This window comes from Methylobacterium indicum (assembly GCF_017347565.1).
GTDB lineage: Bacteria > Pseudomonadota > Alphaproteobacteria > Rhizobiales > Beijerinckiaceae > Methylobacterium > Methylobacterium indicum.
Genome location: NZ_AP024145.1, coordinates 2607501 through 2630957, shown reverse-complemented (window position 1 = coordinate 2630957; position 23457 = coordinate 2607501). Strand labels below are relative to the sequence as shown.

General features: G+C 70.9%; 27 protein-coding genes (1 of these 27 cut by a window edge). 13 read left to right on the top strand and 14 right to left on the bottom strand.

Annotated features, from left to right (window positions below):
- The first annotated feature begins 42 nt into the window (after positions 1–42).
- Positions 43–351 (top strand): phage holin family protein, encoded by a 309-nt coding sequence (locus miv_RS12365; RefSeq protein ID WP_244748973.1) that lies wholly within the window; start codon positions 43–45, stop codon positions 349–351.
- 473 nt (positions 352–824) lie between these two features.
- On the opposite strand, the gene miv_RS12360 is transcribed toward miv_RS12365, so the two are convergent.
- The 4 genes from miv_RS12360 to miv_RS12345 form a co-directional block, all read right to left on the bottom strand.
- Positions 825–1802: a phosphoribosylaminoimidazolesuccinocarboxamide synthase gene (locus miv_RS12360; protein ID WP_048427012.1), complete on the bottom strand. Its 978-nt coding sequence runs from the start codon at positions 1800–1802 to the stop codon at positions 825–827.
- Positions 1803–1813: 11 nt separating this feature from the next.
- The gene (gene gyrB, locus miv_RS12355) at positions 1814–4249 is read right to left on the bottom strand and encodes a DNA topoisomerase (ATP-hydrolyzing) subunit B (protein ID WP_207182998.1); all 2436 of its coding nucleotides are present in this window, start codon (positions 4247–4249) and stop codon (positions 1814–1816) included.
- A 311-nt stretch (positions 4250–4560) separates the two neighbouring features.
- Positions 4561–5523, bottom strand: a complete 963-nt coding sequence (locus miv_RS12350) for an aldo/keto reductase (RefSeq protein WP_207182997.1) — start codon at positions 5521–5523, stop codon at positions 4561–4563.
- Positions 5524–5532: 9 nt separating this feature from the next.
- Complete coding sequence (locus miv_RS12345) at positions 5533–6174, bottom strand: MBL fold metallo-hydrolase (protein ID WP_207182996.1); 642 nt, start codon at positions 6172–6174, stop codon at positions 5533–5535.
- A 107-nt stretch (positions 6175–6281) separates the two neighbouring features.
- On the opposite strand from miv_RS12345, the gene miv_RS12340 reads away from it, so the two are divergent.
- Positions 6282–6638: a VOC family protein gene (locus miv_RS12340; RefSeq protein WP_048426988.1), complete on the top strand. Its 357-nt coding sequence runs from the start codon at positions 6282–6284 to the stop codon at positions 6636–6638.
- A gap of 260 nt (positions 6639–6898) precedes the next feature.
- Positions 6899–7687, top strand: coding sequence for a DUF2189 domain-containing protein (locus miv_RS12335; protein ID WP_207182995.1), 789 nt, complete (start codon positions 6899–6901; stop codon positions 7685–7687).
- 15 nt (positions 7688–7702) lie between these two features.
- Here the strand turns inward: miv_RS12335 and miv_RS12330 are convergent, their stop codons facing one another.
- Positions 7703–8923, bottom strand: a complete 1221-nt coding sequence (locus tag miv_RS12330) for a serine hydrolase domain-containing protein (protein WP_244748972.1) — start codon at positions 8921–8923, stop codon at positions 7703–7705.
- Positions 8913–9467, bottom strand: coding sequence for a GNAT family N-acetyltransferase (locus tag miv_RS12325; RefSeq protein ID WP_207182994.1), 555 nt, complete (start codon positions 9465–9467; stop codon positions 8913–8915). Before miv_RS12325 ends, miv_RS12330 begins: the two co-directional genes overlap by 11 nt.
- Positions 9468–9575: 108 nt before the next feature.
- Here miv_RS12325 and miv_RS12320 point away from each other — a divergent pair, with 108 nt between their 5' ends.
- The 5 genes from miv_RS12320 to miv_RS12300 all read left to right on the top strand — a co-directional run bounded on the left by miv_RS12320 (position 9576) and on the right by miv_RS12300 (position 13739).
- On the top strand, positions 9576–10526 hold the full coding sequence (locus miv_RS12320; RefSeq protein WP_058618283.1) for an NAD(P)H-dependent flavin oxidoreductase: 951 nt from the start codon (positions 9576–9578) through the stop codon (positions 10524–10526).
- Between the two features lie 97 nt (positions 10527–10623).
- Positions 10624–11862: a Zn-dependent hydrolase gene (locus tag miv_RS12315; RefSeq protein WP_207182993.1), complete on the top strand. Its 1239-nt coding sequence runs from the start codon at positions 10624–10626 to the stop codon at positions 11860–11862.
- Positions 11863–11957: 95 nt separating this feature from the next.
- Positions 11958–12584 (top strand): hypothetical protein, encoded by a 627-nt coding sequence (locus tag miv_RS12310; protein WP_048426993.1) that lies wholly within the window; start codon positions 11958–11960, stop codon positions 12582–12584.
- The gene (locus tag miv_RS12305) at positions 12577–12948 is read left to right on the top strand and encodes a winged helix-turn-helix domain-containing protein (RefSeq protein ID WP_048426994.1); all 372 of its coding nucleotides are present in this window, start codon (positions 12577–12579) and stop codon (positions 12946–12948) included. Before miv_RS12310 ends, miv_RS12305 begins: the two co-directional genes overlap by 8 nt.
- Before the next feature lie 140 nt (positions 12949–13088).
- Positions 13089–13739, top strand: coding sequence for a di-trans,poly-cis-decaprenylcistransferase (locus miv_RS12300; RefSeq protein ID WP_048426995.1), 651 nt, complete (start codon positions 13089–13091; stop codon positions 13737–13739).
- A 115-nt stretch (positions 13740–13854) separates the two neighbouring features.
- Here the strand turns inward: miv_RS12300 and miv_RS12295 are convergent, their stop codons facing one another.
- Together miv_RS12295 and miv_RS12290 are read right to left on the bottom strand one after the other, a co-directional pair.
- The gene (locus tag miv_RS12295; protein WP_048426996.1) at positions 13855–14379 is read right to left on the bottom strand and encodes a CoA-binding protein; all 525 of its coding nucleotides are present in this window, start codon (positions 14377–14379) and stop codon (positions 13855–13857) included.
- Positions 14376–15158, bottom strand: coding sequence for an enoyl-CoA hydratase (locus miv_RS12290; RefSeq protein WP_207182992.1), 783 nt, complete (start codon positions 15156–15158; stop codon positions 14376–14378). The genes miv_RS12295 and miv_RS12290 overlap by 4 nt, the downstream gene beginning before the upstream one ends.
- A 139-nt stretch (positions 15159–15297) precedes the next feature.
- Here miv_RS12290 and miv_RS12285 point away from each other — a divergent pair, with 139 nt between their 5' ends.
- The 3 genes from miv_RS12285 to rpsI all read left to right on the top strand — a co-directional run bounded on the left by miv_RS12285 (position 15298) and on the right by rpsI (position 16884).
- Entirely contained in the window at positions 15298–15744 is a 447-nt protein-coding gene (locus miv_RS12285) for a PaaI family thioesterase (RefSeq protein ID WP_058618281.1), read from the top strand.
- 185 nt (positions 15745–15929) lie between these two features.
- Positions 15930–16391: a 50S ribosomal protein L13 gene (gene rplM, locus miv_RS12280; protein ID WP_048426999.1), complete on the top strand. Its 462-nt coding sequence runs from the start codon at positions 15930–15932 to the stop codon at positions 16389–16391.
- A 1-nt stretch (position 16392) separates the two neighbouring features.
- Positions 16393–16884, top strand: coding sequence for a 30S ribosomal protein S9 (rpsI, locus tag miv_RS12275; protein ID WP_048427000.1), 492 nt, complete (start codon positions 16393–16395; stop codon positions 16882–16884).
- 117 nt (positions 16885–17001) lie between these two features.
- On the opposite strand, the gene miv_RS12270 is transcribed toward rpsI, so the two are convergent.
- Together miv_RS12270 and miv_RS12265 are read right to left on the bottom strand one after the other, a co-directional pair.
- A complete protein-coding gene (locus miv_RS12270; protein WP_244748971.1) occupies positions 17002–17415 on the bottom strand; it encodes a DUF2380 domain-containing protein in 414 nt (137 codons plus the stop codon).
- A 158-nt stretch (positions 17416–17573) separates the two neighbouring features.
- Positions 17574–18017: a cupin domain-containing protein gene (locus miv_RS12265; RefSeq protein ID WP_058618280.1), complete on the bottom strand. Its 444-nt coding sequence runs from the start codon at positions 18015–18017 to the stop codon at positions 17574–17576.
- 258 nt (positions 18018–18275) lie between these two features.
- Between miv_RS12265 and miv_RS12260 the strand changes: the two genes are divergently transcribed.
- Entirely contained in the window at positions 18276–19190 is a 915-nt protein-coding gene (locus tag miv_RS12260; RefSeq protein WP_244748970.1) for an AraC family transcriptional regulator, read from the top strand.
- 70 nt (positions 19191–19260) lie between these two features.
- On the opposite strand, the gene miv_RS12255 is transcribed toward miv_RS12260, so the two are convergent.
- A complete protein-coding gene (locus miv_RS12255) occupies positions 19261–19785 on the bottom strand; it encodes a DUF5872 domain-containing protein (RefSeq protein WP_207182991.1) in 525 nt (174 codons plus the stop codon).
- 239 nt (positions 19786–20024) lie between these two features.
- Between miv_RS12255 and argC the strand changes: the two genes are divergently transcribed.
- The gene (gene argC / locus miv_RS12250) at positions 20025–20966 is read left to right on the top strand and encodes an N-acetyl-gamma-glutamyl-phosphate reductase (protein ID WP_048427004.1); all 942 of its coding nucleotides are present in this window, start codon (positions 20025–20027) and stop codon (positions 20964–20966) included.
- Positions 20967–21011: 45 nt separating this feature from the next.
- Here argC and miv_RS12245 read toward each other — a convergent pair whose 3' ends face one another.
- The 3 genes in view from miv_RS12245 to miv_RS12235 are tightly spaced (at most 54 nt apart) and all read right to left on the bottom strand, a layout consistent with a single transcriptional unit that may run on beyond the window.
- On the bottom strand, positions 21012–21716 hold the full coding sequence (locus miv_RS12245; protein WP_048427005.1) for a glutathione S-transferase N-terminal domain-containing protein: 705 nt from the start codon (positions 21714–21716) through the stop codon (positions 21012–21014).
- Positions 21717–21770: 54 nt separating this feature from the next.
- Positions 21771–22655, bottom strand: coding sequence for an NAD(P)-dependent oxidoreductase (locus tag miv_RS12240; RefSeq protein WP_058618276.1), 885 nt, complete (start codon positions 22653–22655; stop codon positions 21771–21773).
- 29 nt (positions 22656–22684) lie between these two features.
- Positions 22685–23457, bottom strand: partial view of an isocitrate/isopropylmalate dehydrogenase family protein gene (locus tag miv_RS12235; RefSeq protein ID WP_048427007.1) — the 3' portion only. The gene runs 313 nt beyond the window's last position; only the last 773 of its 1086 coding nucleotides appear in the window; its start codon lies off the right edge, out of view; its stop codon occupies positions 22685–22687.

Below are 23457 nucleotides of genomic sequence, written 5' to 3'. Positions count from 1 at the left end.
CGGCGTGAGCGGGGGCGTCGAGCGGTGCGGTCCGACCGGCAGGTGAGCACGATCAGGTTGGTCGCCGAGGCCGTGCGCCTCGCCAGCAACCTGGCCGTCAAGGAGATCACGCTGTTCTCCAGCGAGGTCGACCGGATCGCCAAGGTCGTCTCGGGCTACGCCCTGTGGGGCGGCCTGATCGTGCTGCTGGCCTGCGTCAGCGGCTTCCTGCTGCTGATGGCCCTGGTGAAGGGCCTCGGTGCGCTGATCGGCTCGGAAGCCATCGCCGCCGTGATCGGGGCGGCGCCCTTCGCCCTGGCGGCCGTGCTCCTGGCGGCCTGGGGTCTGCGCAAGATGGATGTGCGGCGGTAGGGATCGACGGGCCATGCCCCCGGATCGGTCCTTCGACGGTCCGTTCTCCGCAATCGACTGCGAATGTGAAGAAGCCCGGAGTCGCTCTTGTCCGCGCTCAACGGGCGCCCACGGGCGAGCCCCCGTGGCTCTCCGATGCCGCGGAGATATGCTTGAGCACGGCCATGCGCCGCGAGCATGGCCGTTGTGCGGTGCAATCGATTGTCTTGTGCGCCGCAACATGAGACAAGGAGGCGTACCGCAGCGATGGCGTCGCGGCGGTGCAGCCCTCTTTGGGCGTTTCCTCCCTAGACTTCGGGCCGCCTCGCAAGGGCGGCCTTTTTTCTTGGAATGCGTGTCTCGGGCGGCCCGGTCATAGCCGACCGCCCCCAGCGCCGACAAGCACAATCCTGCATGCGTGGGCGGGATTCGGCACGATCGCGCGGGAGCCACGCCGATGCGGCTCCGCGACAATCATCAGGAGGCGCGACTCGCTACGCTGCGAGATAGGCCGCGATGTTGCGGCGGATGCGCTCGAGCGGCGCCTCGCGCGTGTCCGGCAGGGGAAAGCGTTCGCCCGTGATGGCCTCGAAGGCGCTGACATAGGTGGCGGCGGTCTGCAGCACGACCTCGGGCGGGATGGCCGGCACGGCGTCCCGGTACGGATCGCAGCGGGCCGCAACCCAGTTGCGGACCACGTCCTTGTCAAAACTCTCCGGCAGGGTACCGGCCTCGAAGCGCGCGGCGTAGCTCTGAGCGAACCAGTACCGGCTGCTGTCCGGGGTGTGGATCTCGTCGGCGAGCACGATCCGGCCGTCGGCATCGGTGCCGAACTCGTACTTGGTGTCGGCGAGGATCAGGCCGCGTTCCGCCGCGAGCGCCTGGCCGCGGGCGAAGAGCGCGAGCGCCACCTCCGACAGGGTGTGCCACTGCGCCTCCGTCAGGAGACCCCGTTCCAGGATCTCCGCGGCGGAGAGCGGCGCGTCGTGGTCGCCGTGGCCGGCCTTGGTGGTCGGCGTGATGATCGGCTGCGGTAACGCCTCGTGCGGGCGCATCCCGTCCGGCAGGCGGTGGCCGTACATCTCGCGCTGCCCGGCCTTGTACAGGGTCAGGACCGAGGTGCCGGTGCTGCCGGCCAGATAGCCGCGCACCACGATCTCGACCGGCAGGATGGTGAGCCGCCGCCCCACCACCACGTTCGGGTCGGGATAGGCGAGCACGTGGTTGTCGCAGATGTCCCGCGTCTTCTCGAACCAGTAGCGCGCGGTCTGGGTCAGCACCTGACCCTTCAGCGGAATCGCCGCCAGTTCCCGGTCGAAGGCGCTCAGGCGGTCCGAGGTGATCAGGATCCGCCGCCCGTCGGGCAGGTCGTAATTGTCCCGCACCTTGCCGCGGTAGTGACCCGGCAGTTCCGGCAGGGTCGCTTCCGGCAGGACGTAGTCGGAAAAGGGCGCGAGCGTGGCCGTGTCCATCAGCTTCACCATCACACGTCGAGATTGGCCACGTTGAGCGCGTTCTCCTGGATGAACTCCCGGCGCGGCTCGACCACGTCGCCCATCAGCTTGACGAACAGATCGTCGGCGTCGGTCGTGTCCTTGACCTTCACCTGGAGCAGCGAGCGCACGTCGCGGTCGAGCGTCGTCTCCCAGAGCTGCTGGGCGGTCATCTCGCCCAGGCCCTTGTAGCGCTGGAGCTGCAACCCCTTGCGGCCGAGCGCCATCATGCCCTCGAACAGGGCGACCGGGCCGTACAGCATGGTCTGGTCGCCGCGGCGCACCAGGGTGACGGGGGCGCCGTAGATCTCGCTCAAGGTTTCAGCCCGCTCGTCGAGGCGACGCGCCTCCTGCGAGTGGATCAGCGCTTCGTCGAGCACCGCGACCTGGCGCACGCCGCGGAGCGTGCGCGACAGCACGTAGCCGCCGTCCTTCGCCTCGCCCTCCCAGCCCTGCTCGATCTCGTCCGCGATCGCGTTGAGGCGCCGGGCGATCTCGTCGGCCACCACCTCGGCCTCGGCCGGGTTGCCGGCGACCGAGGGACGGAGCGCCCCGGCGATCGCCGCCTGCTCGACCACGACGCGGTCGTAGCGCGAATGCATCCCGTGCAGCACCTGGCGCACGCCGCGCGCCTCGTCGACGAGCGCCTTGAGCTGGGCGCCGCCGAACTCGGTGCCGGTGGCGAGCTTGAGCACCGCCCCGTCGACGCCGCCGTCGATCAGGTAATCCTCGAGCGCCCGGTCGTCCTTCAAGTAGATCGCGGTCTTGCCCTTCTGCGCCTTGTAGAGCGGCGGCTGGGCGATGTAGAGATGGCCGCGGTCGATCAGTTCCGGCATCTGGCGGAAGAAGAACGTCAGCAGCAGCGTGCGGATATGCGACCCGTCGACATCCGCATCGGTCATGATGATGATGCGGTGGTAGCGCAGCTTGTCGGGGTTGAAGGCGTGGGCGCCGTCCCGGCCGATTCCCGTCCCGAGCGCGGTGATCAGCGTGCCGATCTCCTGGCTCGACAGCATCTTGTCGAGCCGCGCCCGCTCGACGTTGAGGATTTTTCCGCGCAGCGGCAGAACAGCTTGGAACGTTCTGTCACGGCCCTGCTTGGCCGAGCCGCCGGCCGAATCGCCCTCGACCAGCAGGATCTCGCATTTCGACGGGTCGCGCTCCTGGCAGTCGGCGAGCTTGCCGGGCAGCGAGGCGATGTCGAGGGCGCCCTTGCGAGTGGTGAGGTCGCGGGCCTTGCGGGCGGCTTCGCGGGCGGCCGCCGCCAGGGCCACCTTGGCGGCGATGGTGCGGGCCTCGCTCGGATGCTCCTCGAGCCAGCTGCCCAGGGTCTCGTTCAGCACGCCCTCGACGGCGGGACGCACCTCCGAGGAGACGAGCTTGTCCTTGGTCTGGGACGAGAATTTCGGGTCCGGCACCTTGACCGAGACCACCGCGGTCAGCCCCTCGCGGCAATCGTCGCCGGTGAGGGAGACTTTTTCGCGCTTCGTCACCCCGCTCGATTCGGCGTAGCCGGTGATCTGCCGGGTGAGCGCGGCCCGGAACCCGGCGAGGTGGGTGCCGCCGTCGCGCTGCGGGATGTTGTTGGTGAAGCAGAGCACGTTCTCGTGGTAGCTGTCGTTCCACCACAGGGCGACCTCGACACCGATGCCGTCGCGCTCCTGGCGCAGGACGATCGGCGCCTCGATCAGGGCGGGCTTCGCCCGATCGAGGTAGCGCACGAAGGCCTCGACGCCGCCGTCATAGACCAGCTCGTCGCGCTTGTGCTCGGCGTGGCGGGCATCGGTCAGCACGATGCGCACGCCGGAATTGAGGAAGGCCAGCTCGCGCAGGCGCTTCTCGAGGGTCGCGTAGTCGAACTCGACCTGCGTGAAGGTCTCGGTCGAGGGCAGGAAGCTGACCTCGGTGCCGCGCCGGTCGCCGGCCGGGCCGACGACGGCGAGGGGTGCCACGGCGTCGCCGTGGCGGAATTCCATCGTGTGCTCCTGGCCGGCGCGCCAGATGCGCAGGCGCAGCCAGGACGACAGGGCGTTCACCACCGAGACGCCGACGCCGTGCAGGCCGCCCGAGACCTTGTAGGAGTTCTGGTCGAACTTACCGCCGGCATGCAGCTGGGTCATGATGACCTCGGCCGCGGACACGCCCTCCTCCGGGTGGATGTCGGTCGGGATGCCGCGGCCGTTGTCGGAGACCGTGCAGGAGCCGTCCGCGTTGAGGGTGACGGTGACGTGGGTCGCGTGGCCGGCCAGCGCCTCGTCGATGGCGTTGTCGACGACCTCGTACACCATGTGGTGCAGGCCCGAGCCGTCGTCGGTGTCGCCGATATACATGCCCGGCCGCTTGCGCACCGCGTCCAGGCCCTTGAGGACCTTGATCGAGTCGGCGCCGTAGGTGTCGGGGGTCAGATCGCGGGCGGGTTCGGCCATGTCGGTTCCTGGTGCGGGCGGGCGCGCGTCGCGGGGTGGCGCGGCCGGCGCGGGCGCCGGGTCTCGCCCCGGCGCCGTCTGGGTCTCGTGTCTCAAGGGTCGGGGGCCGCCGAGGGGGCAGTCCCGCATCTGCCTGATGTAAGCATTCCGCCTTGAAATTGCATCGGTTTCCGGCGCCGTACGGGCGCTTTTCCAGGGTCCGGCGAGGGCTGGACCGAGCCCTCGCGTCCCTCCCCCGGCCGACCATACCGGAGGTCATCTTTCGCCGCACCCCGTTAAGGATCCGCGAACGGGCGGCGTCTCGCCGATGGTCAGCCTTTGAGCGAGCCCCGGCTCGCCTCGTCGAGGCGCGCGATCGCCGCCGGATCGAGGGCGAGCCGCACCCCGCCCAGGAGCTCGTCGAGCTGCGCCACCGAGGTCGCGCTGGCGATCGGCGCGGTGAGGCCCGGCCGGGCGATCAGCCAGGCGAGGGAGACCTGCGCCGGCGTGGCGCCGTGGTCGCGGGCGACCGCGTCGAGGAGATCGAGGAAGGCGAGGCCGCGCGGGTTGAGGTAGGGCGAGACCCGGGACTCGCGGGCGCGGCCGGCGGCGGCCCCGGCCTGCCGGTACTTGCCGGTGAGGAAGCCCGCCGCGAGGGAGAAGTAGGAGATCACCCCGATCCCCTCCTCCCGGCACAGCGGCTCCAGCTCGGCCTCGTAATCCTCGCGGTCGGCCAGGCTGTAGCCGGGCTGCAGGCTCTCGTAGCGCGGGAGGTTCTCCCTCGCGGCGACGGCCAGCGCCTCGCGCAGGCGGGCGGCGGAGTAGTTCGATGCGCCGATCGCCCGCACCTTGCCGGCGCGGATCAGCCGGTCGTAGGCCGAGAGCGTCTCCTGCAGCGGCGTGGCGGCATCGTCGGTGTGGGACTGGTAGAGGTCGATCCGGTCGGTCCCGAGCCGGCGCAGGGAGGCCTCCACGGCCTCCTCGATGTAGGCCGCCCGCAAGCCCTTGCGGCCCTCTCCCATGTCCATGCCGACCTTGGTGGCGATCGTCATCCGGTCGCGGGCGCCACGGTCCTTCATCCAGCGCCCGATCACCGCCTCCGACTCGCCGCCCCGGTGGCCCGGCGCCCAAGCCGAATAGACGTCGGCGGTGTCGACGAAGGTGAAGCCGGTCTCGAGCAGCCGGTCGAGCAGGGCGAAGGAGGTCGCCTCGTCGGCGGTCCAGCCGAAGACGTTGCCGCCGAAGCAGAAGGGCGGGACCGAGAGGCCGGAACGGCCGAGGGGGCGCAGATCCATGGGGGGCTCCTACCGAAGGAAGGGGTTCGACAGCCGCTCCTGGCCGATCGTGCTCGTCGGGCCGTGGCCGGGGATGAAGGCGACGTCGTCGCCGAGCGGCAGCAGCTTCTCCTTGATCGACGCGATCAGGGCGGCGTGGTCGCCGCCCGGCAGGTCGGTGCGGCCGACCGAGCCGCGAAACAGCACGTCGCCGACCTGGGCGAAGCGGGCGTCCCGGCTCACCAGCACGACGCTGCCCGGGGAATGGCCGGGGCAGTGCAGCACGTCGAAGGTGAGTTCGCCCACCGTCACCGTGTCGCCCTCGGACAGCCAGCGGTCGGGGGTGATCACCTTGGCGCCGTCGATGCCGTAGGCCGCCCCGGTCTCGGGCAGGCAGTCGAGGAGCGGCTTGTCGGCCCGGTGCGGCCCCTCGACGGGGACCTTGAGCACGTCGCGCAGGTCGGCCGCGCCACCGGCGTGGTCGATATGGCCGTGGGTGAGCAGGATCTTCTCGACCGTGACGCCGGCCTCCGCGATTGCCGCCCGGATCCGGTCGAGGTCGCCGCCCGGATCGACCACCGCGGCCCGCTTGGTCGCCTCGCACCACAGCAGGGTGCAGTTCTGCTGGAACGGGGTGACCGGGATGATCGCGGCGCGGGGCGTGCTCGGCATGGTCGGCCTTGGATGAAGAACGGATGGGATCCTTGTAGCGTGGAAGCAGGCGCTGCGGCACCCCGGGTGGCGCGCGCCCCAGGGGGCCGTCAGGACGGGAGCGGACCATGGCCGTGAAGCGGATCGTGACCAACATCCCGGCGACGCGGCTCGATGCGGCGCGCGGCTTCTACGGAGGGGTTCTCGGCCTCGACCTCGTCATGGATCACGGCTGGATCCTGACCTTCGCGGCTCCGGCCGCGTCGGCGCCGCCGCAGGTCAGCGTGGCGCTCGAAGGCGGATCGGGGACGCCGGTCCCCGACCTCTCGGTCGAGGTCGACGACCTGGAGGCCGTGCTCCGGCGCGCGACGGAAGCCGGCCATCCGATCGAGTACGGTCCCGTGGACGAGCCGTGGGGCGTGCGGCGGTTCTACGTCCGAGACCCGTTCGGGCGGCTCCTCAACATCCTGGCCCATCCCGGCTGAGCGGACCCGATCTCTGACCCGGGCCCGGGGCCCGTCGCGCGATCGTGTGCGGTCCGCCCTTGGCGCCCGGCCAGGGCCCGGGCTACCGTCCGGTGACGCGGCGGACCTCTTCCGCCCGGTGTGAGTGATCCAGCTTTGATGCGACCGATCTGTCCGGCGCCCGTGCGGGCCGGACCGGGCGCCTGAAGGACCGCCGACACGACGGCCCGAGACGCGGCCCGGCCCTCCCGTCGCGGGTGCCTCCCCCCGGAGGACACGCGATGTCGAGTTCGTTCCCCCTCTCCCACGGCTTTGCCGCCGCCCGCCCCGCCGTGCGGCGGATCGGCGTTCAGGATCTCAAGGCCGCCCTGTCGCGCGGCGTCGACGATTTCCTGGCGATGCCGACCCACGTCCTGTTCGTGGTGCTGATCTATCCGGTCGCCGGCGTGCTCGTCGCGGCGGCGACCTTCGAGCAGAACCTGATCCCGATCCTGTTTCCCCTCGCCGCCGGCTTCGCGCTGATCGGGCCGTTCGCGGCGCTCGGCCTCTACGAGCTGAGCCGGCGCCGGGAATGGGGCCTGCCCGCCGCCTGGACCGACGCCTTCGCGCCGCTCCACGGGCGCTCGGCCCGGGCGGTGATGGCGGTCGGCGTGGTGCTGGCGCTGATCTTCGCGGCCTGGCTCTGCGCCGCCATGGGGCTCTATTGGTCGCTCTACGGCGGGGTCACCGAGCCGTCGGTCTCCGCCTTCCTCGGCGACGTGCTGACGACGCCCCGGGGCTGGACGCTGATCCTCGCCGGCAACCTCGTCGGCGCCGCCTTCTCGCTCCTGGCACTCGCGGTCAGCGCCGTCTCGATCCCGCTCATCATCGACAGGGACGTGGAGGCCGGCACCGCCATCGAGACCTCGCTGGCGCTGATGCGCGAGAATCCCGGCCCGATGCTCGCGTGGGGCGCCATCGTGGCCGGACTGCTCGTGCTGGGCATGGTGTCGCTGTTCGTCGGCCTCGCGGTGGTGCTGCCGGTGCTCGGCCACGCCACCTGGCACCTCTACCGCCGGGCTGTCGGATGATGCCCGGCGCCGCGATCACCCGGTGATCGCCGCGTAGGTGAGCACCCGCAGCTCGCGCCGGATCGGCCAGGTCGAGGACGGCATGAGCTGCGTCAGCATGATGACGAACAGGTCCTCGGCGGGGTCGATCCAGAACGCCGTCGAGGCCGCCCCGCCCCAGGCCACCTCGCCCGGGGTGCCGAGGATCTGGGCCTTGGCCGGATCGAGCATCACCGAGAAGCCGAGGCCGAAGCCGATGCCGCTGTAGCTCGATTCCGAAAAACGCGGCTGGCCCATATCGGCGAGGTCGCCGCGCAGGTGGTTGGCCGTCATCAGGGCGACGGTCTTGCGGCCGAGAAGCCGCACGCCGTCGAGCGCGCCCCCGCCGAGGATGAAGCGGCAGAACCGGGCATAGTCGGCCGCCGTGGAGACGAGGCCACCGCCGCCCGACGGCACGGTGCGGGCCTTCGCGTAGCGGCCGTCCCGCGCGTCGTCGATCAGGGTCAGCCGGCCGCCCTCGCCGAGCGCGTAGTTCGAGGCGAACCGGGCGAGCTTCTCCGCGGGCACGTGGAAGTCGGTATCGACCATCCCGAGGGGCCGGATGATCCGCTCGCGCAGGAAATCGTCGAAGGGTTTTCCCGATATCACCGCCACGAGGTGGCCGAGCACGTCGGTGGCGATGCTGTAGTTCCACTCGGCCCCCGGCTGGGCGAGCAGCGGCAGGCGGGCGGCCTTCCCCACCACCTCGGCGAGCGAGGTCTCGGCGGTCTGGAAGTCGACGCCCTCCTCCCGGTACATCCGGTCGACCAGCGTCGCGTCCATGAAGCCGTAGCTCAGCCCCGACGTATGCGTGAGGAGATCGCGAAACGTGATGTCGCGCTCCGCCGGCACGGTCTCGGGCTTGCCCCGGCTGCCGCCGACCAGCACCCGCATGTCCCGGAACTCAGGCAGGAAGCGGGTAATGGGATCGTCGAGCTGAAAACGGCCCTCCTCGTACAGCATCAGGATCGCCGTCGAGGTCAGCGGCTTCGTCATCGAGTAGATGCGCACGATGGTGTCGGCGTCCATCGGCAGGTCTCGGGCAAGGTCGCGCAGGCCCTCCTGGCGGGAAAACACCACCCGGCCGCGCCGGGCCACCGTCACCGACAGGCCCGGCAGCTTGCCGGCCTCGACGTAGCCCCGCATCCAGGGGACGATCCGCTCCAGCCGCTCCGACGAGAGGCCGACCGCCTCCGGGGTTCCGATGTCAGCCTGCACGCGGGCTCTCCTGGTGATGGGCGTCGGGAGGTTCTAACGCAGGATCGCCCGCGAGGACGAGTTCCATCAGCACCTCGTCGTGGTAGCGGTCCCCGATCTTCAGGGCCCGGCGCTCGCGGCCATAGGGGCGAAAGCCCAGCCTCTCGTAGAGCCGCAGCGCCGCGTGGTTCTCGGCCTCGACGGTCAGCCGCAGGGCCTCGACCCGGGGGCGGGCCTCGGCGACGAGGCGGTCGAGGAGCGCGGCGCCCAGGCCCAGCCCCCGCGCCTCGCCCCGGATGTAGACCCCGGTCACGTCGCCCTTGTGCCGCAGCTTCGCGCCCTCCTGCAGCGCCAGGGTGGCGGCACCGAGGAGCGCGTCGCTCCGGAACGCCCCGAAGGTCAGGGACTGCTCCAGCCGTAGGCCGAACCAGTCCGGCCCGTGCCCGGCCACATCCTCCAGGGCCGTGCCGAAGGAGGCGGGGTGCCGCTCCAGGGCCTCCAGGCGCAGGGAGCGGTAGGCCGGGCCGTCGACGGCTCCCAGGCGGCGGATCGTGATCGCGTCCATGCGCGGAGGGAGCCGATGGCCCGGGCTCCCGTCAAGCCTCCCGTTGACCGCACCCGGCGCCCGATGCGATGCGAGAGGACAACAAGATCCCCGGGAGCCACGCCGCCGATGTCCCTGCCCGACAGCCTCCGCCACGCCCTCGCCCTGCCGGTGATCGCCTCGCCGATGTTCATCGTCTCGGGGCCGGAACTGGTCATCGCCCAGTGCGTCAACGGCATCGTCGGCTCGTTCCCGGCCCTCAACGCCCGGCCGAAGGAAGCCCTCGACGAGTGGCTGACCCGGATCACGGGAGCGCTCGCCGAGGCCAAGGCGGCCGATCCCGACCGCATCGTCGCGCCCTACGCCGTCAACCAGATCGTCCACGCCTCGAACGACCGGCTCGAGCACGACCTCATGGTCTGCGGCAAGCACCGGGTGCCGATCATCATCACGTCGCTGCGGGCGCCCGACGCGGTGGTCTCGGCGGTGCACGGCTGGGGCGGCGTCGTCTTCCACGACGTCACCACCGTGCGTCACGCCGAGAAGGCGCTGGAGGCCGGCGTCGACGGGCTGATCCTGGTCTGCGCCGGGGCCGGGGGCCATGCCGGCACGCTCTCGCCCTTCGCGCTGGTGAGCGAGGTGCGGCGCTTCTTCAAGGGGCCGCTGATCCTGTCGGGTGCCATCACCACCGGCGATGCGATCCTGGCCGCCCAGGCGATGGGCGCGGATCTGGCCTATATGGGCACCCGCTTCATCGCCACGCAGGAGGCCAACGCCGCGCCGGCCTACAAGGAGATGATCGTCGGCACGACGGCCGCCGACGTGATGTACACCCCCTACTTCACCGGCGTGCCGGGCAACTACCTCAAGCCCAGCGTCACCGCCGCCGGCCTCGACCCCAACGCGCTGCCGGAGGTCGACAAGACCAAGATGAACTTCGGGTCCGGCACCACCAAGGCCTGGCGCGACATCTGGGGCGCCGGCCAGGGCGTCGGCACCATCGACGACGCGCCGGCCACCGCCGTGGTGATCGACCGGCTGAAGGCGGAATACGCGGCGGCCCGCGCGCGGCTCGGGTAGCGCGCACCCCACCCCCGCGCCCGGCGCCGGGCCGTCCGGCACGGCCCTCGCATCCCGGCGCACGCACACTCCCCCGCGTAGCGTGAGGCCTTCCGCGATGACCACCAACCTCTCCGTGAACGGCAGCCGGCTCTGGGACACCCTGATGGTGTCGGCCGGCATCGGCACCGGGCCCCGGGGCGGTCTGCGCCGCCTCACCCTGACCGAGCCCGACCGGGTGATGCGCGACCAGCTGAAAGCCTGGGCCGGGGAAGGCGGCTATCCGCTCACCATCGACGGGCTCGGCAACATGGTGCTGCGGCGCGAAGGCACCGAGCCCGACCTGCCGCCGGTGGTGATCGGCAGCCATCTCGACACCCAATGGGCCGGCGGGCGCTTCGACGGCATCCTGGGCGTGCTCGCCGGGCTCGAGGTCCTGCGCACTCTCGACGATCTCGGGATCGCGACGAAGCGCGCGATCGAGGTGGTGAACTGGACCAACGAGGAGGGGGCGCGGTTCTCGCCGCCGATGCTCTGCTCGCTGGCCTGGTCCGGCCAGGCGACGCCGGACTGGGTCGAGAACCGGCGCGACCGCGACGGCATCCGCTTCGGCGATGCGCTGGACGGCATCGGCTATCGCGGTCCCGAACCGGTCGGCGGTCGCAGCATCGACGCCTATTTCGAATTGCACATCGAGCAGGGCCCGGCCCTCGACCGGGCGGGCGTGCCGGTCGGCATCGTCACAGGCGGCTATCCGAGCTGCGGCATGCGCATCGCCGTCGAGGGCGCCACCGCTCATACCGGCCCGACCCCGATGGGCGAGCGCCACAACGCGCTGGTGGGCGCCGCCATGGTGGCGGTGGCGGTCAACGACATCGGCTGGGCCCATGCCGACACCGACGCCAAGGCCACCGCCGCCCGCCTCGACCTGGTGCCGAACCTCCCCGGGACGCTCTCGGAATACGCCGAACTCTTCATCGACATGCGGGCGCCCAAGCTCGAGACCCTCGAGACCATGAAGGCATCCTTGCGCGCCGCCCTGCCCGACTGCGCCGCCCGCTCGCTGACGCAGATCTCCATCGCCGAGGAATGGGGTTTCGGGGTCTTCTCGTTCGACGACGGGTTGATCGGCACCCTGCGCGAGACCGCCGCGCGCCTGGGCATCCCGACCATGGACCTGCGCTCCCAGGCCGGCCACGACGCCTACCACGTCGCCCGGGTCGCCCCTTCCTGCATGATCTTCACCCCCTGCCGGGACGGCATCACCCACAACGAGGCCGAGGATATTTCCCTGGAGCCGACCCTGCCGGGCGTGAATCTGCTGCTCCACGCCGCCCTGGCGCGCGCCAACCGCTGAGACGCGACCGGGCGGCGCGGGGCGCCGCCCGAATCCCCTTGCGGGACTTTGCGCATTCGCGTACTTTGCATCAGAAAGTTGATGCGGGTTCCCCGATGCGCGATCTCGACAGGGCCGATCTCGACCGGGTGCTGGCCGACATCACGGCGATCCGCAGCCAGGTCGCCGCCGGCACCGCCTTCCAGGGCTACGGCCCCACCGCGCTGGCGGTCACCGGCGCCCTGGCGCTTGCCGCCGCGGTGGCGCAGGCCGCCCTCCTCGACGATCCGACCGGCCGGCCCCTGACCTTCCTCGCCGGCTGGATCGCCGTCGCGGTCGTCTCGATCCTGGTGATCGGCGCCGAGATGCTGGCGCGCAGCCGCCGGCACCATTCCGGGCTCGCCGACGCGATGATCCTCAACGCGGTCGAGGCCTTTCTGCCGGCGGGCGCCGCCGGGGCGCTGCTGCTCCTGGTGCTGGCGCGCCTCGCGCCGGAATCCCTGTGGCTGCTGCCGGGCCTGTGGCAGATCCTCGTCGGCCTCGGGCTGTTCGCCTCCCTGCGGGCCCTGCCGCGGCCGGTCGCCCTGGCGGCGGGCTGGTACGTGGTCGCGGGCCTCGGCACCATCGCGGCCTCGGCCGAGGGGCATGCCCTCTCGCCCTGGACCATGGGCCTGCCCTTCGCCCTCGGCCAGGGGCTGCTGGCGTTCATCCTCCACCGTGCCCCGGGAGGCGACGATGTCTAAACCTGCCCCTTACGCGTATGACGGGCTCGACCGGGTGCTGCACGAGCGGGCGCGGCTGAGCCTCCTCACCTCGCTCGCCGCCCACCCGAAGCCCCTGGCCTTCTCCGACCTCAAGCAGCTCTGCGGCCTGACCGACGGCAATCTCAGCCGCCACCTCGGCGTGCTGGAGGAGGCCGGGCTCGTCGAGATCCACAAGGGCTACGAGGGACGGCGCCCGCTCACCACCTGCCGCCTCACCCCCACCGGGCGGCAGCGCTTCGTCGACTACCTCGCGGTGCTGGAGCGCGTGGTCCGCGATGCCGCCGAGGCGGCCCGTCAGGGCGACGGCCGGAACGACGCCGGTCCCGAGCCAGTCCCCGCCTGACCTCCCTCCCTTTTTTGTCTGGAGACTTTGCAATGCAAAGCGGTTCAATCCAGGAAGCCGAGCTGCAAGCGCCCAACCTGCAAGAGTTCAACCTGCAAGAGCCCGAGCTTCGGGAGCCCCGGCTTCATGTCGGCCTCATCATGGACGGCAACGGCCGCTGGGCGACGACCCGCGGCCTGCCCCGGGTCGTCGGCCACGAGGCGGGGGTCGGCACGGTGCGGCGGGTGGCGCGGGCGGCACCCGGCCAGGGCATCGGCACGCTGACGCTCTACGCCTTCTCCTCCGACAACTGGCGCCGTCCGGCCGCCGAGGTGGCCGGGCTGATGGGCCTGCTCCGCCTCTATCTCGCCCGCGAGGTCGAGGTCTTGCGGCGCGACGGCGTGCGCCTCACCGTGATCGGCCGGCGCGACCGCCTGCCCGACGGCCTCGCGGAGGCCATCGCGGCCGCCGAGGCCGCGACCCGCGCGGGCACCCGCTTGCACCTGCGCATCGCCCTCGACTACTCGGCCCGCGACGCGATCCTGGCGGCCGCCCGCGCGGCCGCTCCCGACGCCACCCGCGAGGACTTCGCCCGCCTCGTCACCGGCGACGGCGCCCCGGAGGTCGACCTCGTGATCCGCACGAGCGGGGAGCAGCGCCTGTCCGACTTCCTGCTCTGGGAGAGCGCCTATGCCGAGCTGCACTTCACGCCCTGCGCCTGGCCGGATTTCGGCGAGGCGGAACTCGCCGCGGCGATGACCGCGTTCCGGAGCCGCCAGCGCCGCTTCGGCGGGTTGCCGGCGGCGGCGTGAGGAGCGGAGCGCGCCCGCCATCCAGGCTTTCGGCGGGCGACAGGTGCGGTCGCGGAAGGCACGCCTCTTGTACGGGACGTATGCCGCGAAAGCGCCGAGCTGGCAGTTGGTGAGCTTACCTTTCCTCGATGGTCAGCTTCTGAAAACCCTTCGCCGCCAGCTTCGGCCGCTTGGCGCTGAGGATGCGGGAATTCACCCCCGTCCAGCCGATCTCCCCCGAGAGGCGGCCGTACTCGATCTTCGGGCAGCGGTTCATCACCACGGTGACGCCTCGGGCCTCGGCCCGGGCCGCCGCCTCGTCGTTGCGCACGCCGAGCTGCATCCAGATCACGCCCGGCAGCGGATCGAGAGCGAGCGCCTCGTCGACGAGGGGCCCGGCGGCCTCGGAATTGCGGAAGATCTCCACCATGTCGACCGGCTGGGCGAGGTCGGCGAGCCGCGCCACCACGGGCCGGCCCAGAAGGTCGGTCCCGGCGAGGCCCGGATTGACCGGGATCACCTGATAGCCGCGCTCCAGGAGGTACTTGGTGACGATCCAGCTCGGCCGGGCCGGGTTGGCGGAGGCGCCGACCAGCGCGATGCTGCGCACCCGCTGCAGGATCTTGCGCAGAGCCTCGTCGTCGTAACGGTCGTGGGTCATCGGGCGGCCTTCCGGTCGAGGAACGCCGCGATGCCGTCCTCGGCCGCACGCGCCAGCATGTTCTCGGTCATCACCCGGCCCGCATGGGCGTAGGCCTCGGCCAGCGGCATCTCCAGCTGCTCGTAGAAGGCGCGCTTGCCGACCCGCACCGTGTAGGCGCTGCGCGCCGCGATGCCGGCCGCGAGATCCTGCGCCTGGCCGAGCGCCGTGCCGGCGGGCACGACCCGATTGACGAGGCCGAGGGCCTTCGCCTCCTCGGCCTCCGCCATCTCGGCGGTGAGCAGCATCGCCATCGCGGCCTTGCGCGACAGGTTGCGCGAGAGCGCCACCATCGGGGTCGAGCAGAACAGGCCGATCTGCACGCCCGGCGTCGCGAAGCGGGCCTCCGTTCCGGCCACCGCGAGGTCGCAGGAGGCCACCAGCTGGCAGCCGGCCGCGGTCGCGACGCCCTCGACCGCGGCGATCACCGGCTGCGGCAGGGCGGGAATCGCCATCATCACCGACGAGCAGAGGTCGAACAGCGCCCTGAAGCGGGCCGCGCCGCGATCGGCCTCCGCCCGATAGGCGGTCATCTCCTTGAGGTCGTGGCCGGCACAGAAGGCGGGCCCTTCCGCGGCCAGCACCACGGCGCGCACGGATTCGTCCGCGGCGAGCCGCGCGAATTCTTCCGCCAGGGCGGTCAGCATCGCGTGCGACAGGGCGTTGCGGGCCCGCGGCCGGTTCAGCGTCAGCGTCGCGACGCCGTCGCGGTCGTCGCGGAGGAGGAGAAGGTCTGACATGCGCGCTCGGCTTGGTGGGCTCGGCTTGGTGGGCTCGCCTTGGCGGTCCCGGATCGGGGACGACACGGATGGCCTATTGTCCGGTGCCGGGCGCCATGCTGCAAGATCGTGCAACACGATCACCGGAACCACCCTGCGCATGCCTTCCGCCCCCGCGTCCCCCGCCCCGATGATGGACCGCGCCGCGGTCTCGGCCTTTCTCGACGAGGTGTTTCCGCAGATCCATCACGGCGGCCCCGGTCCGGTGGTCGAGAGCGTCGGGCCGATGACCGCGACGATGCGCCTGCCCTACCACGAGCGCCACCTGCGCCCCGGCGGCACGATCTCCGGCCCGGCGATGATGGGGCTCGCCGACGTGGCGCTCTACGTGGCGATCCTGGCCCAGATCGGCCCGGTGGCGCTCGCGGTGACCACCAACCTGTCGTTCAACTTCATGCGCAAGCCCGCGCAACGCGACCTCCTCGCCGAGGCGCGCCTGCTCAAGCTCGGGCGCTCCCTCGCCGTGGGCGAGGTCCTGATCCGCAGCCTCGATCAGGAGGAGCTGGTCTGCCACGCCACCGGCACCTACGCGATCCCGCCAAAATAGCGGTATCATGATACCGCTATCGCGAAGCTGCTAGAAACGCTCGGGTTTTTGCCGTTTCGGGTTTTTCGGTTCGCTTGACGCCGACGCGATCCTCGGTTACTGAGCCGGCCATCGCCGCTGCGCGCTCGTCACTGACCGCGGCGGCGTCCTGTTTTTTTCGTCAAGACTTCCGGGACTTATCCGCGATGAAGACCTTTTCGCTGAAGCCCGCCGACGTCGACAAGAAGTGGGTGGTTATCGACGCGGAGGGCCTCGTGGTCGGCCGCCTGGCGTCGATCATCGCGATGCGTCTGCGGGGCAAGCACAAGCCCCAGTACACGCCCCACGTCGATTGCGGCGATAACGTCATCGTCATCAACGCGGAGAAGGTGAAGTTCACCGGCCGCAAATATAACCAGAAGGTGTACTACCACCATACTGGTTACGCCGGTGGCATCAAGGAGCGCTCGGCCAAGTTCATCCTCGAGGGGCGCTTCCCCGAGCGCATCGTCGAGAAGGCCGTGGAGCGCATGCTGCCGCGCGGCCCGCTGTTCCGGCAGATCCTGGGCAACCTCCGGGTCTACAAGGGCAACGAGCACCCCCACACCGCCCAGCAGCCGGAGACGCTCGACGTCGCCGCTCTCAACCGCAAGAACGTGAGCGCGTAAGATGGCGACCCTTCAGTCCCTCTCCGACCTCGGCCAGGCCAGCAAGGCCCAGAACTCGTCGCAGGGCGAGAACGAGGCCCCGGTCCACGTCCAGAAGCTGGACTCCCTCGGCCGCGCCTATGCCACCGGCAAGCGCAAGGACGCGATCGCCCGCGTCTGGATCAAGCCCGGTGCCGGCAAGATCACGGTGAACGACCGCCCGGTCGACACCTACTTCGCCCGTCCGGTGCTGCGCATGATCCTGCAGCAGCCGCTCCAGATCGTCGACCGCGTCGACCAGTACGACATCGTCGTGACGGTGGCCGGCGGCGGCCTCTCCGGCCAGGCCGGCGCTGTGCGCCACGGCTTGTCCAAGGCCCTGACCTACTTCGAGCCCGAGCTGCGCTCGCCGCTGAAGCGCGAGGGTTTCCTGACCCGCGACCCGCGCGTCGTCGAGCGCAAGAAGTACGGCCGCAAGAAGGCTCGCCGCAGCTTCCAGTTCTCGAAGCGCTAAGGCGACATTTTCGGTCACTGCAAAAAAGAGGGCGGGCCCGCGAGGGCCCGCCCTTTTTTCGTGGCCGTCCGGACGATCGGGACTCGTCATACCCGGCCTGAGATGCTGACGCATCGATCAGTCGCCGCGGCTCCGGTCGGTATCCCGTATCTGCGCGACGAGGAACGTCTCGGCGCGCTGCCACGCCTCGTCCGTGTCGCCGCGGAAGTTGAGGTCGCGCGAGAACACATCCCGACCGGTGTGGACATCGGCGAGCCGCGCCCAGATCTGCAGGATCAGGGTGCTGCTCTTGTGGACGACGCCAACGAAGACCAGCGCGGCCCCCTGCCGGCGGGCGGCCTCCAGCAGGCAGGCGGCCTTGCCGGTGGGACAATCCCGTTCCAGTACCGCGGCTGGGAGGACCATCGCCCGGTATCGGCCCGTGCGCGTCAGGTCCGCCGCGAGGTCGTCGGCCATGCGTGCCAACCGGACGCCATGCTGCGGTGCCTGATCAGTCGGCTCGCCCGATGTGTCGAGCAGCTTGATCGGCAAGACCGCGATCGTTGGCGGCGTTTCGGCGGCGTGCCCGTCGAGGGCGGCGGCAGCACCGAGGAGAAGCCCGAGCGCGCCGCTTCGCAGGCGGGACCAGATCGCCCTACGCCGGCTCCTGCACCGGCGGATTCCGTGCGGACGGGGACTGGCCATCGGCATCACGCGACGGCCTCCGCCTGCGCGTTGTAGAGCGCCTGGAACTCCGGCAGGCCGAAGGTCGCCACGACGGTGTGATCCTCGTCGAGGATCTCGTAGATCGGGCCATCGATGTTGCGGTTGGTGAAGTAGACGATCGCGTCCTGGTCGCCGCCGCCCTCCGTATGGGGCTCGCCTCCCGCCCGACCCGCGACGTAGCTACCGACCGGCCGTACCTCCTTCAGCGTCCCGTCGGGCCGGTAGATCCGCAACTCGCCTTGCAGGACCAGCGTCCGGTAATCGGCGCCGTGCCGGTGCAGCGCGACCCTTTCGTTCGCCGCAAACTTCAGCAGGAGGTCGACGATCCGCGCGTGCTCGTCGACGCTCAAAATCGCATACGAGGCGTGGTCGAAGCCGTCGATGGTCCGCCATGCGATGGCGCGGTCGTCGAACGGATAGGTCTTCATGAGGCTCTCCGGGTTCGTCTGCCGCGATCGGGAGCGACCCGGACCCCGTGCCGGGTGGTTGCCGTCCCCTGCGGGCCCCGAGGCTTAGGCGTCGCTCGCGGCTGAGGCTTGCCATTCGGCGCCAGTCGGAGAACCCTGTCGTCCGGGGAGGCTCGAATGTCGTCTTACGGCATGACCAGGGCGCGGACCGTCGGGGCGATCGCCCAGGCGGTGACGGAAGCCGGAGGCTCGCTCGGGCGCTTGTTCGGACGGGCCGGGATGCCGCTGACGCTGCTGGATACGCCCGATCGCCTGATCCTGCTGCGTGACCAACTCGCGCTCGTTGCCGCCGCCTTGCGGGAAATCGGTGATCCGGCCTTGCCCGCTCGCCTGTCCATGCAAACGGGGATCGTCGGCCTCGGGCCGATCGGCGCCCAGGTCCGCTCCGCCGAGACGTTGGGCGCGGCCCTGCACCGGGTGGAGGTCGTCACGCCGCTTTTGCTGCAGACCGCCACCTGGACGGGCCAGCGCCGGCAGGGCGACGACGCGTTCTACGGCTACGGCATCACCGAGCGGATCGAGAGAGGGCGCCAGGCCAACGAGGTCCTGGCCCTCGGCTATCTGCTCGGCACCGTCCGCCATTTCCTCGGACCGGCTTGGCGGCCCGAACGGGCGGTGGTGACGGGAGCGACCCTGGCGGGTCGCGCCGAGATCGAGGCGTGCCTCGGCTGCACGGTTTCCTTCGGGCCGCGGGCGGGCCTGGCCTTCCCCGCCCGCCACCTCGACGCGGCAAATCCGAGCCGCCTCGATCCGACGGAACTGTCGCCGGCGGAGACAAAGCCGATCGGCGAGGACCTCCCGGCCTGCGTTTGCCACCTCATCGAACTCGGCCTCGACGAGGCTCGTCCCTCAATCGATGCTGTCGCCCGCCGTCTCGGGCTCTCGCGCAGGACCCTTCAACGCCGTCTGGAGCAGGCGGGCACCGGCTTCGCCGATCTGCGGCGCGACGTGACGCGCCGCCGCGCCGAAGCTCTTCTCTCGACGAGCACGCAATCCATCGGGCGGATCGCGATCGATCTCGGCTACTCCGATACCGCCCACTTCACGCGGGCTTTCCTGGAATGGACCGGTGCGACGCCGAGCCAGTGGCGCCGGAGCGTCCATGCCGCGGCCGATGCGCGGTCACGCCGTTGAAGGCGCGCCGACCGCGATCCGACCCGAGGAACAGGGAATGGATCGCCCTCGCGCCGGTGCTCGCCGCCGGTCAGGCGCCCAACGCCCGCTCCAGCTCGCCCTTCGACATGGTGGAGCGGCCCGGAATGTTCTTCGCCCGGGCCTTCTGCATCAGCTCGGCCTTGGTCGGGCCGCCGTCCCGGCTGCCGGTCTTGTGCGAGGCCTTGCGCGCGGCGGCCGCCTTCTTCGCCACGTCCTTCGGCTGCTTCGAGTGCTGCCGGCCCTTGGCGCTGTCGGCCCGCTTCTTGGCCGTCGAGCGCTTGTACTCGTCGTCGGACAGCTCCTCGCGGGCCTTCTTCGGCAAGTAGCGCTCGCCGGTCTTGCCGCTCTCCTTGCCCGACTTGGTGCCCCACTCCTCGTCGGTCCATTGCTTGAGGCGGTTGTCGGACGACTTCTTGCCCTCGTAGCCGCCGCCCTCCTCCTTGTATTCCTGCACCGCCATCTGCGCCTTGCGGGCCGACCATTGGCCGGGCTTGCCGCCCTTCGCTGAGCGGGTGACGTCCTTCTTCACCTTCTCCCACAGCTTCGGGTCGGTCTTCTTGGCGGTACCGGCCATGATGGGCTCCTCAGGTCGTCTGCTTCGATCTGGCAGCACAACCGGGCGGCGAGGGCCGGGTTCCTCTGGGGCGGGGTCTCCGGCTGTGGACGGGCCTGCGACATGAGACCGTCGCGAATCACGCGGCACAGTTCCTGCCCTCACGGGCCGTCATTGCCGATTGACTCGACGGCCCCCCGCCCCCCATCACGACGCGCGTCGTTCGGCATCGGCCGGTCCGCGCCACGGAGACTTCGCCCATGACCCGCAAGCACAGCCCGAGCGTCTTCATCGACGGCGAGGCCGGCACGACCGGTCTCGGCATCCGCGAGCGCCTGGAGGCCTTCGACGACATCACCCTGCGATCGATCCCGCATGAGAGCCGCAAGGACCCGGAGGCCAAGCGTGCCCTCCTGTCCGAGGTCGACCTCGTGGTCCTCTGCCTGCCCGACGACGCCTCGCGCGAGACGGCGGCGCTCGCCGATTCCCTGCCCGGCGGCGGCCCGCGGCTGCTCGATGCGAGCACCGCCTACCGGGTCGATCCGGCCTGGACCTACGGCTTCGCCGAGCTGGCGCCCGCGCAGGAATCCGCCATCCGGGCGTCGCGCCGCGTCTCCAACCCGGGCTGCTACCCGACCGGCGCCATCGCGCTGCTGCGCCCGCTGGTCGATGCCGGCCTGATCCCGGCCGACCACCCCATCAGCATCAACGCGGTGTCGGGCTATAGCGGCGGCGGCCGCAAGATGATCGAGGCCTACGAGGCCGGCGAGGCCCCGGCCTTCCAGCTCTACGGCCTCGGCTTCGGCCACAAGCACCTGCCCGAGACGCAGAAATATGCCGGCCTGACCCGCCGGCCGATCTTCGTGCCGTCGGTGGGCAATTTCCGCCAGGGCATGCTGGTGTCGATCCCGCTCCACCTCGATCTGCTGCCCGGCACACCGCGCGTCGCCGATCTCGAAGCCGCGCTCGCCGCCCGCTATGCCGGCGCCAAGCTCGTCAAGGTCGTGGACGCGGCCGAGGACGGCGCCGACCGCGAGCGCATCGAGCCCGAGGCGCTGAACGACACCGACACGCTCGAACTCCGGGTGTTCGGCTCCGACACGCATCGCCAGGCGGTGCTGGTCGCGCGCCTCGACAATCTCGGCAAGGGCGCGTCCGGTGCCGCGGTGCAGAACCTGCGCCTGATGCTCGACCTCGACTGACCCGGGTCGCCGGAGGGCGAAAGACCCCTCCGGCTGCCGCCGGGGTCACCCCCGCGGCGGGATCTCCAGCCCGCGCTGCACCGCCGGCCGGGCGAGCCCCCGCTTCAGCCAGGCCGGGACGGCTGCGAGCGCGTCGTACTCCACCAGTTCCCGCGCCTCGTAGAAGCCGATCAGGTTGCGCACCCAGCCGAGCATCGCGATGTCGGCGATGGTGTAGTCCGCGCCCATGATCCAGTCGCGGCCGGTGAGCCGGGTCTCCAGCACGCCGAGCAGGCGCTTCGACTCGTCGCGGTAGCGGTGCAGCGGCCGCTTGTCCTCGATCTCCCGGCCGGCGAACTTGTGGAAGTAGCCGAGCTGGCCGAACATCGGCCCGACCGCCGCCATCTGGAAGAAGAGCCACTGCGTGGTCTCGGTGCGCCCGGCCGGATCGGCCGGGATCAGCCGCCCGGTCTTCTCGGCGAGGTAGAGCAGGATCGCGCCCGACTCGAACAGGGCGAGGGGTTGTCCACCCGGCCCGTCCGGATCGATGATCGCCGGGATCTTGCCGTTCGGGTTGAGCGACAGGAATTCCGGGTTCCAGGTCTCGTTCTTGCCGATCTGGACGGTGTGGGCCTCGTAGGGCAGGCCGAGTTCCTCCAGGGCGATCGACACCTTCACGCCGTTCGGGGTCGGGAAGGAATAGAGCTGGATCCGGTCCGGGTGCCGGGCCGGCCAGCGCGCGGTGATCGGAAAGGCGGAGAGGTCGGGCATCGCGGGGAAGCTCCCTGAGGACGCCGCGACGATACTCGACCCCGCCGGCCTGCGTCAGTCCTTGGCCGCGAAGTGCGAGACGATCCGCGGCAGGTGGTCGGTCCCGTGCCCCGCCTCGACCACGCGATCGAGATCGGCCAGCACCCCGGCGGCGACGGCCCGCTCGGCGCCCAGCCCCTCGGCCATCGCCACGTAGTAATTCAAGTCCTTGCGGGCATTGGCGATCGAGAACTGCATCGGCGAGGAATCGCCCGAGATGAGGAACGGCGACAGCCGGTCGAGCGCCGCGCCGTGGCCGCCGCCCTTCCTCAGCACCTCGACCAGCACCTCCGGGGCGATGCCGGCGCGCCCGGCGCAGGCCGCGGATTCGGCGAGCAGGGTGACGAAGCCGAGCGAGACGTAGTTGTGCAGGAGCTTGAGGGTGTGGCCGGCCCCGGCCTCCGCGCCGGCATGGAAGATGTTCTCGGCGAAGGCCGAAAGCAGCGGGTGCATCGCCTCGAACAGCTCCGGCTCGGCCCCGACCAGGAGGTTGAGCCGCCCCTCCGCCGCCTCCTTCGGCGTGCGGGTCATCGGCGCGTCGAGGAAGCGCCCTCCGGCCTCGCGCACCGCCGCCGCGACTTTCGCCGTCGAGGCGGGCACCGCGGTCGAGCAATCGACCACCACCGTGCCGGGGCGCAAGGAGGCGAGCACGCCGCCGTCGCCGAGAAGGACGTCCTCGACCTGCGGCGTCCCGGTGACGCAGAGGATGACGACCTCGCTCGCCTTCGCCAGCGCCGTCCGGTCGGGGTGGCGGGCCGCGCCGAGGGCGTCGAGGTCGTCCGTCGGCTGGTTGCCCGGATGGTCGAGATAGCCGAGCGGCCAGCCCTTGCGGGCGAGGTTGAGGGCGATGCCGTGCCCCATCAGCCCGACGCCGACGATTCCGACGCGCTGCTTGCTCATGACGATGTCTCCATGGGGAAGAAGGGAAATCAGGCGAGGGCGCGACGCACGGCGTCGGTCACCTCGGTGCAGCTCGCGGCCCCGCCGAGGTCGCGGGGCACCGCGCGGCCCTCAGCGAGCACCGTGCCGACCGCCGCCTCGATCCGGTCCGCCGCGGAGGCGAGAGCCGCATCGCCGTTCCGCTGGCCGAGCCAGCGCAGCATCATCACCCCCGACAGGACGGTGGCGATCGGGCTCGCGGCGTTCTGTCCGGCGATGTCCGGCGCCGAGCCGTGGGCGCCCTGGAACAGGGCGTGGCCGTCGCCGATCTCGCCCGAGGGCGAGATGCCCATCCCGCCGACGGTGGCGGCGCCGAGATCCGAGATGATATCGCCGAACATGTTCTCGGCCACGATCACGTCGTAGCTGTCGGGCCGCTTGAGCATATGGACGGTGATGGCGTCGGCATAGGCGTAGTCGATGGCGATGTCCGGATAGCCGGCATGGACCTCGTCGCAGATTCGGCGGAAGAAGGCGTAAGACCGCAGGATGTTGGCCTTGTCGCAGACCGTGACCCGCCGCTGCCCGTCCCGCGGCGCGCCCTGGCGCCGGGCGGCGAGGTCGAAGGCAAAGCGCGCCACCCGCTCGGTGCCCTTGCGCGTCACGACCAGACTGTCGGAGGCGATCTCGTCGCGCAACACCACCCCGGCGCCGCGGCTGGCATAAAGCCCCTCGGTGTTCTCGCGCACGATGACGTAGTCGATGCCGCCGCCCTCGAAGGCGCGCAGCGGCGAGAGCACGCCGGGCAGGAGCTTGATCGGCC

Bases quoted from the DNA above. Each gene is read 5' to 3' on its own strand.
- miv_RS12345 (WP_207182996.1), bottom strand. From the start codon at position 6,174: ATGCCGAGCACGCCCCGCGCCGCGATCATCCCGGTCACCCCGTTCCAG.
- miv_RS12240 (WP_058618276.1), bottom strand. From the start codon at position 22,655: ATGAGCAAGCAGCGCGTCGGAATCGTCGGCGTCGGGCTGATGGGGCAC.
- miv_RS12350 (WP_207182997.1), bottom strand. From the start codon at position 5,523: ATGGATCTGCGCCCCCTCGGCCGTTCCGGCCTCTCGGTCCCGCCCTTC.
- miv_RS12295 (WP_048426996.1), bottom strand. From the start codon at position 14,379: ATGACCCACGACCGTTACGACGACGAGGCTCTGCGCAAGATCCTGCAG.
- rpsI (WP_048427000.1), top strand. From the start codon at position 16,393: ATGGCGACCCTTCAGTCCCTCTCCGACCTCGGCCAGGCCAGCAAGGCC.
- miv_RS12245 (WP_048427005.1), bottom strand. From the start codon at position 21,716: ATGCCCGACCTCTCCGCCTTTCCGATCACCGCGCGCTGGCCGGCCCGG.
- miv_RS12305 (WP_048426994.1), top strand. From the start codon at position 12,577: ATGTCTAAACCTGCCCCTTACGCGTATGACGGGCTCGACCGGGTGCTG.
- gyrB (WP_207182998.1), bottom strand. From the start codon at position 4,249: ATGGCCGAACCCGCCCGCGATCTGACCCCCGACACCTACGGCGCCGAC.
- miv_RS12310 (WP_048426993.1), top strand. From the start codon at position 11,958: ATGCGCGATCTCGACAGGGCCGATCTCGACCGGGTGCTGGCCGACATC.
- miv_RS12265 (WP_058618280.1), bottom strand. From the start codon at position 18,017: ATGAAGACCTATCCGTTCGACGACCGCGCCATCGCATGGCGGACCATC.
- miv_RS12260 (WP_244748970.1), top strand. From the start codon at position 18,276: ATGCCGCTGACGCTGCTGGATACGCCCGATCGCCTGATCCTGCTGCGT.
- miv_RS12320 (WP_058618283.1), top strand. From the start codon at position 9,576: ATGTCCCTGCCCGACAGCCTCCGCCACGCCCTCGCCCTGCCGGTGATC.
- miv_RS12340 (WP_048426988.1), top strand. From the start codon at position 6,282: ATGGCCGTGAAGCGGATCGTGACCAACATCCCGGCGACGCGGCTCGAT.
- miv_RS12290 (WP_207182992.1), bottom strand. From the start codon at position 15,158: ATGTCAGACCTTCTCCTCCTCCGCGACGACCGCGACGGCGTCGCGACG.
- argC (WP_048427004.1), top strand. From the start codon at position 20,025: ATGACCCGCAAGCACAGCCCGAGCGTCTTCATCGACGGCGAGGCCGGC.
- miv_RS12325 (WP_207182994.1), bottom strand. From the start codon at position 9,467: ATGGACGCGATCACGATCCGCCGCCTGGGAGCCGTCGACGGCCCGGCC.
- miv_RS12300 (WP_048426995.1), top strand. From the start codon at position 13,089: ATGGACGGCAACGGCCGCTGGGCGACGACCCGCGGCCTGCCCCGGGTC.
- miv_RS12315 (WP_207182993.1), top strand. From the start codon at position 10,624: ATGACCACCAACCTCTCCGTGAACGGCAGCCGGCTCTGGGACACCCTG.
- miv_RS12255 (WP_207182991.1), bottom strand. From the start codon at position 19,785: ATGGCCGGTACCGCCAAGAAGACCGACCCGAAGCTGTGGGAGAAGGTG.
- miv_RS12335 (WP_207182995.1), top strand. From the start codon at position 6,899: ATGTCGAGTTCGTTCCCCCTCTCCCACGGCTTTGCCGCCGCCCGCCCC.
- rplM (WP_048426999.1), top strand. From the start codon at position 15,930: ATGAAGACCTTTTCGCTGAAGCCCGCCGACGTCGACAAGAAGTGGGTG.
- miv_RS12360 (WP_048427012.1), bottom strand. From the start codon at position 1,802: ATGGACACGGCCACGCTCGCGCCCTTTTCCGACTACGTCCTGCCGGAA.
- miv_RS12285 (WP_058618281.1), top strand. From the start codon at position 15,298: ATGCCTTCCGCCCCCGCGTCCCCCGCCCCGATGATGGACCGCGCCGCG.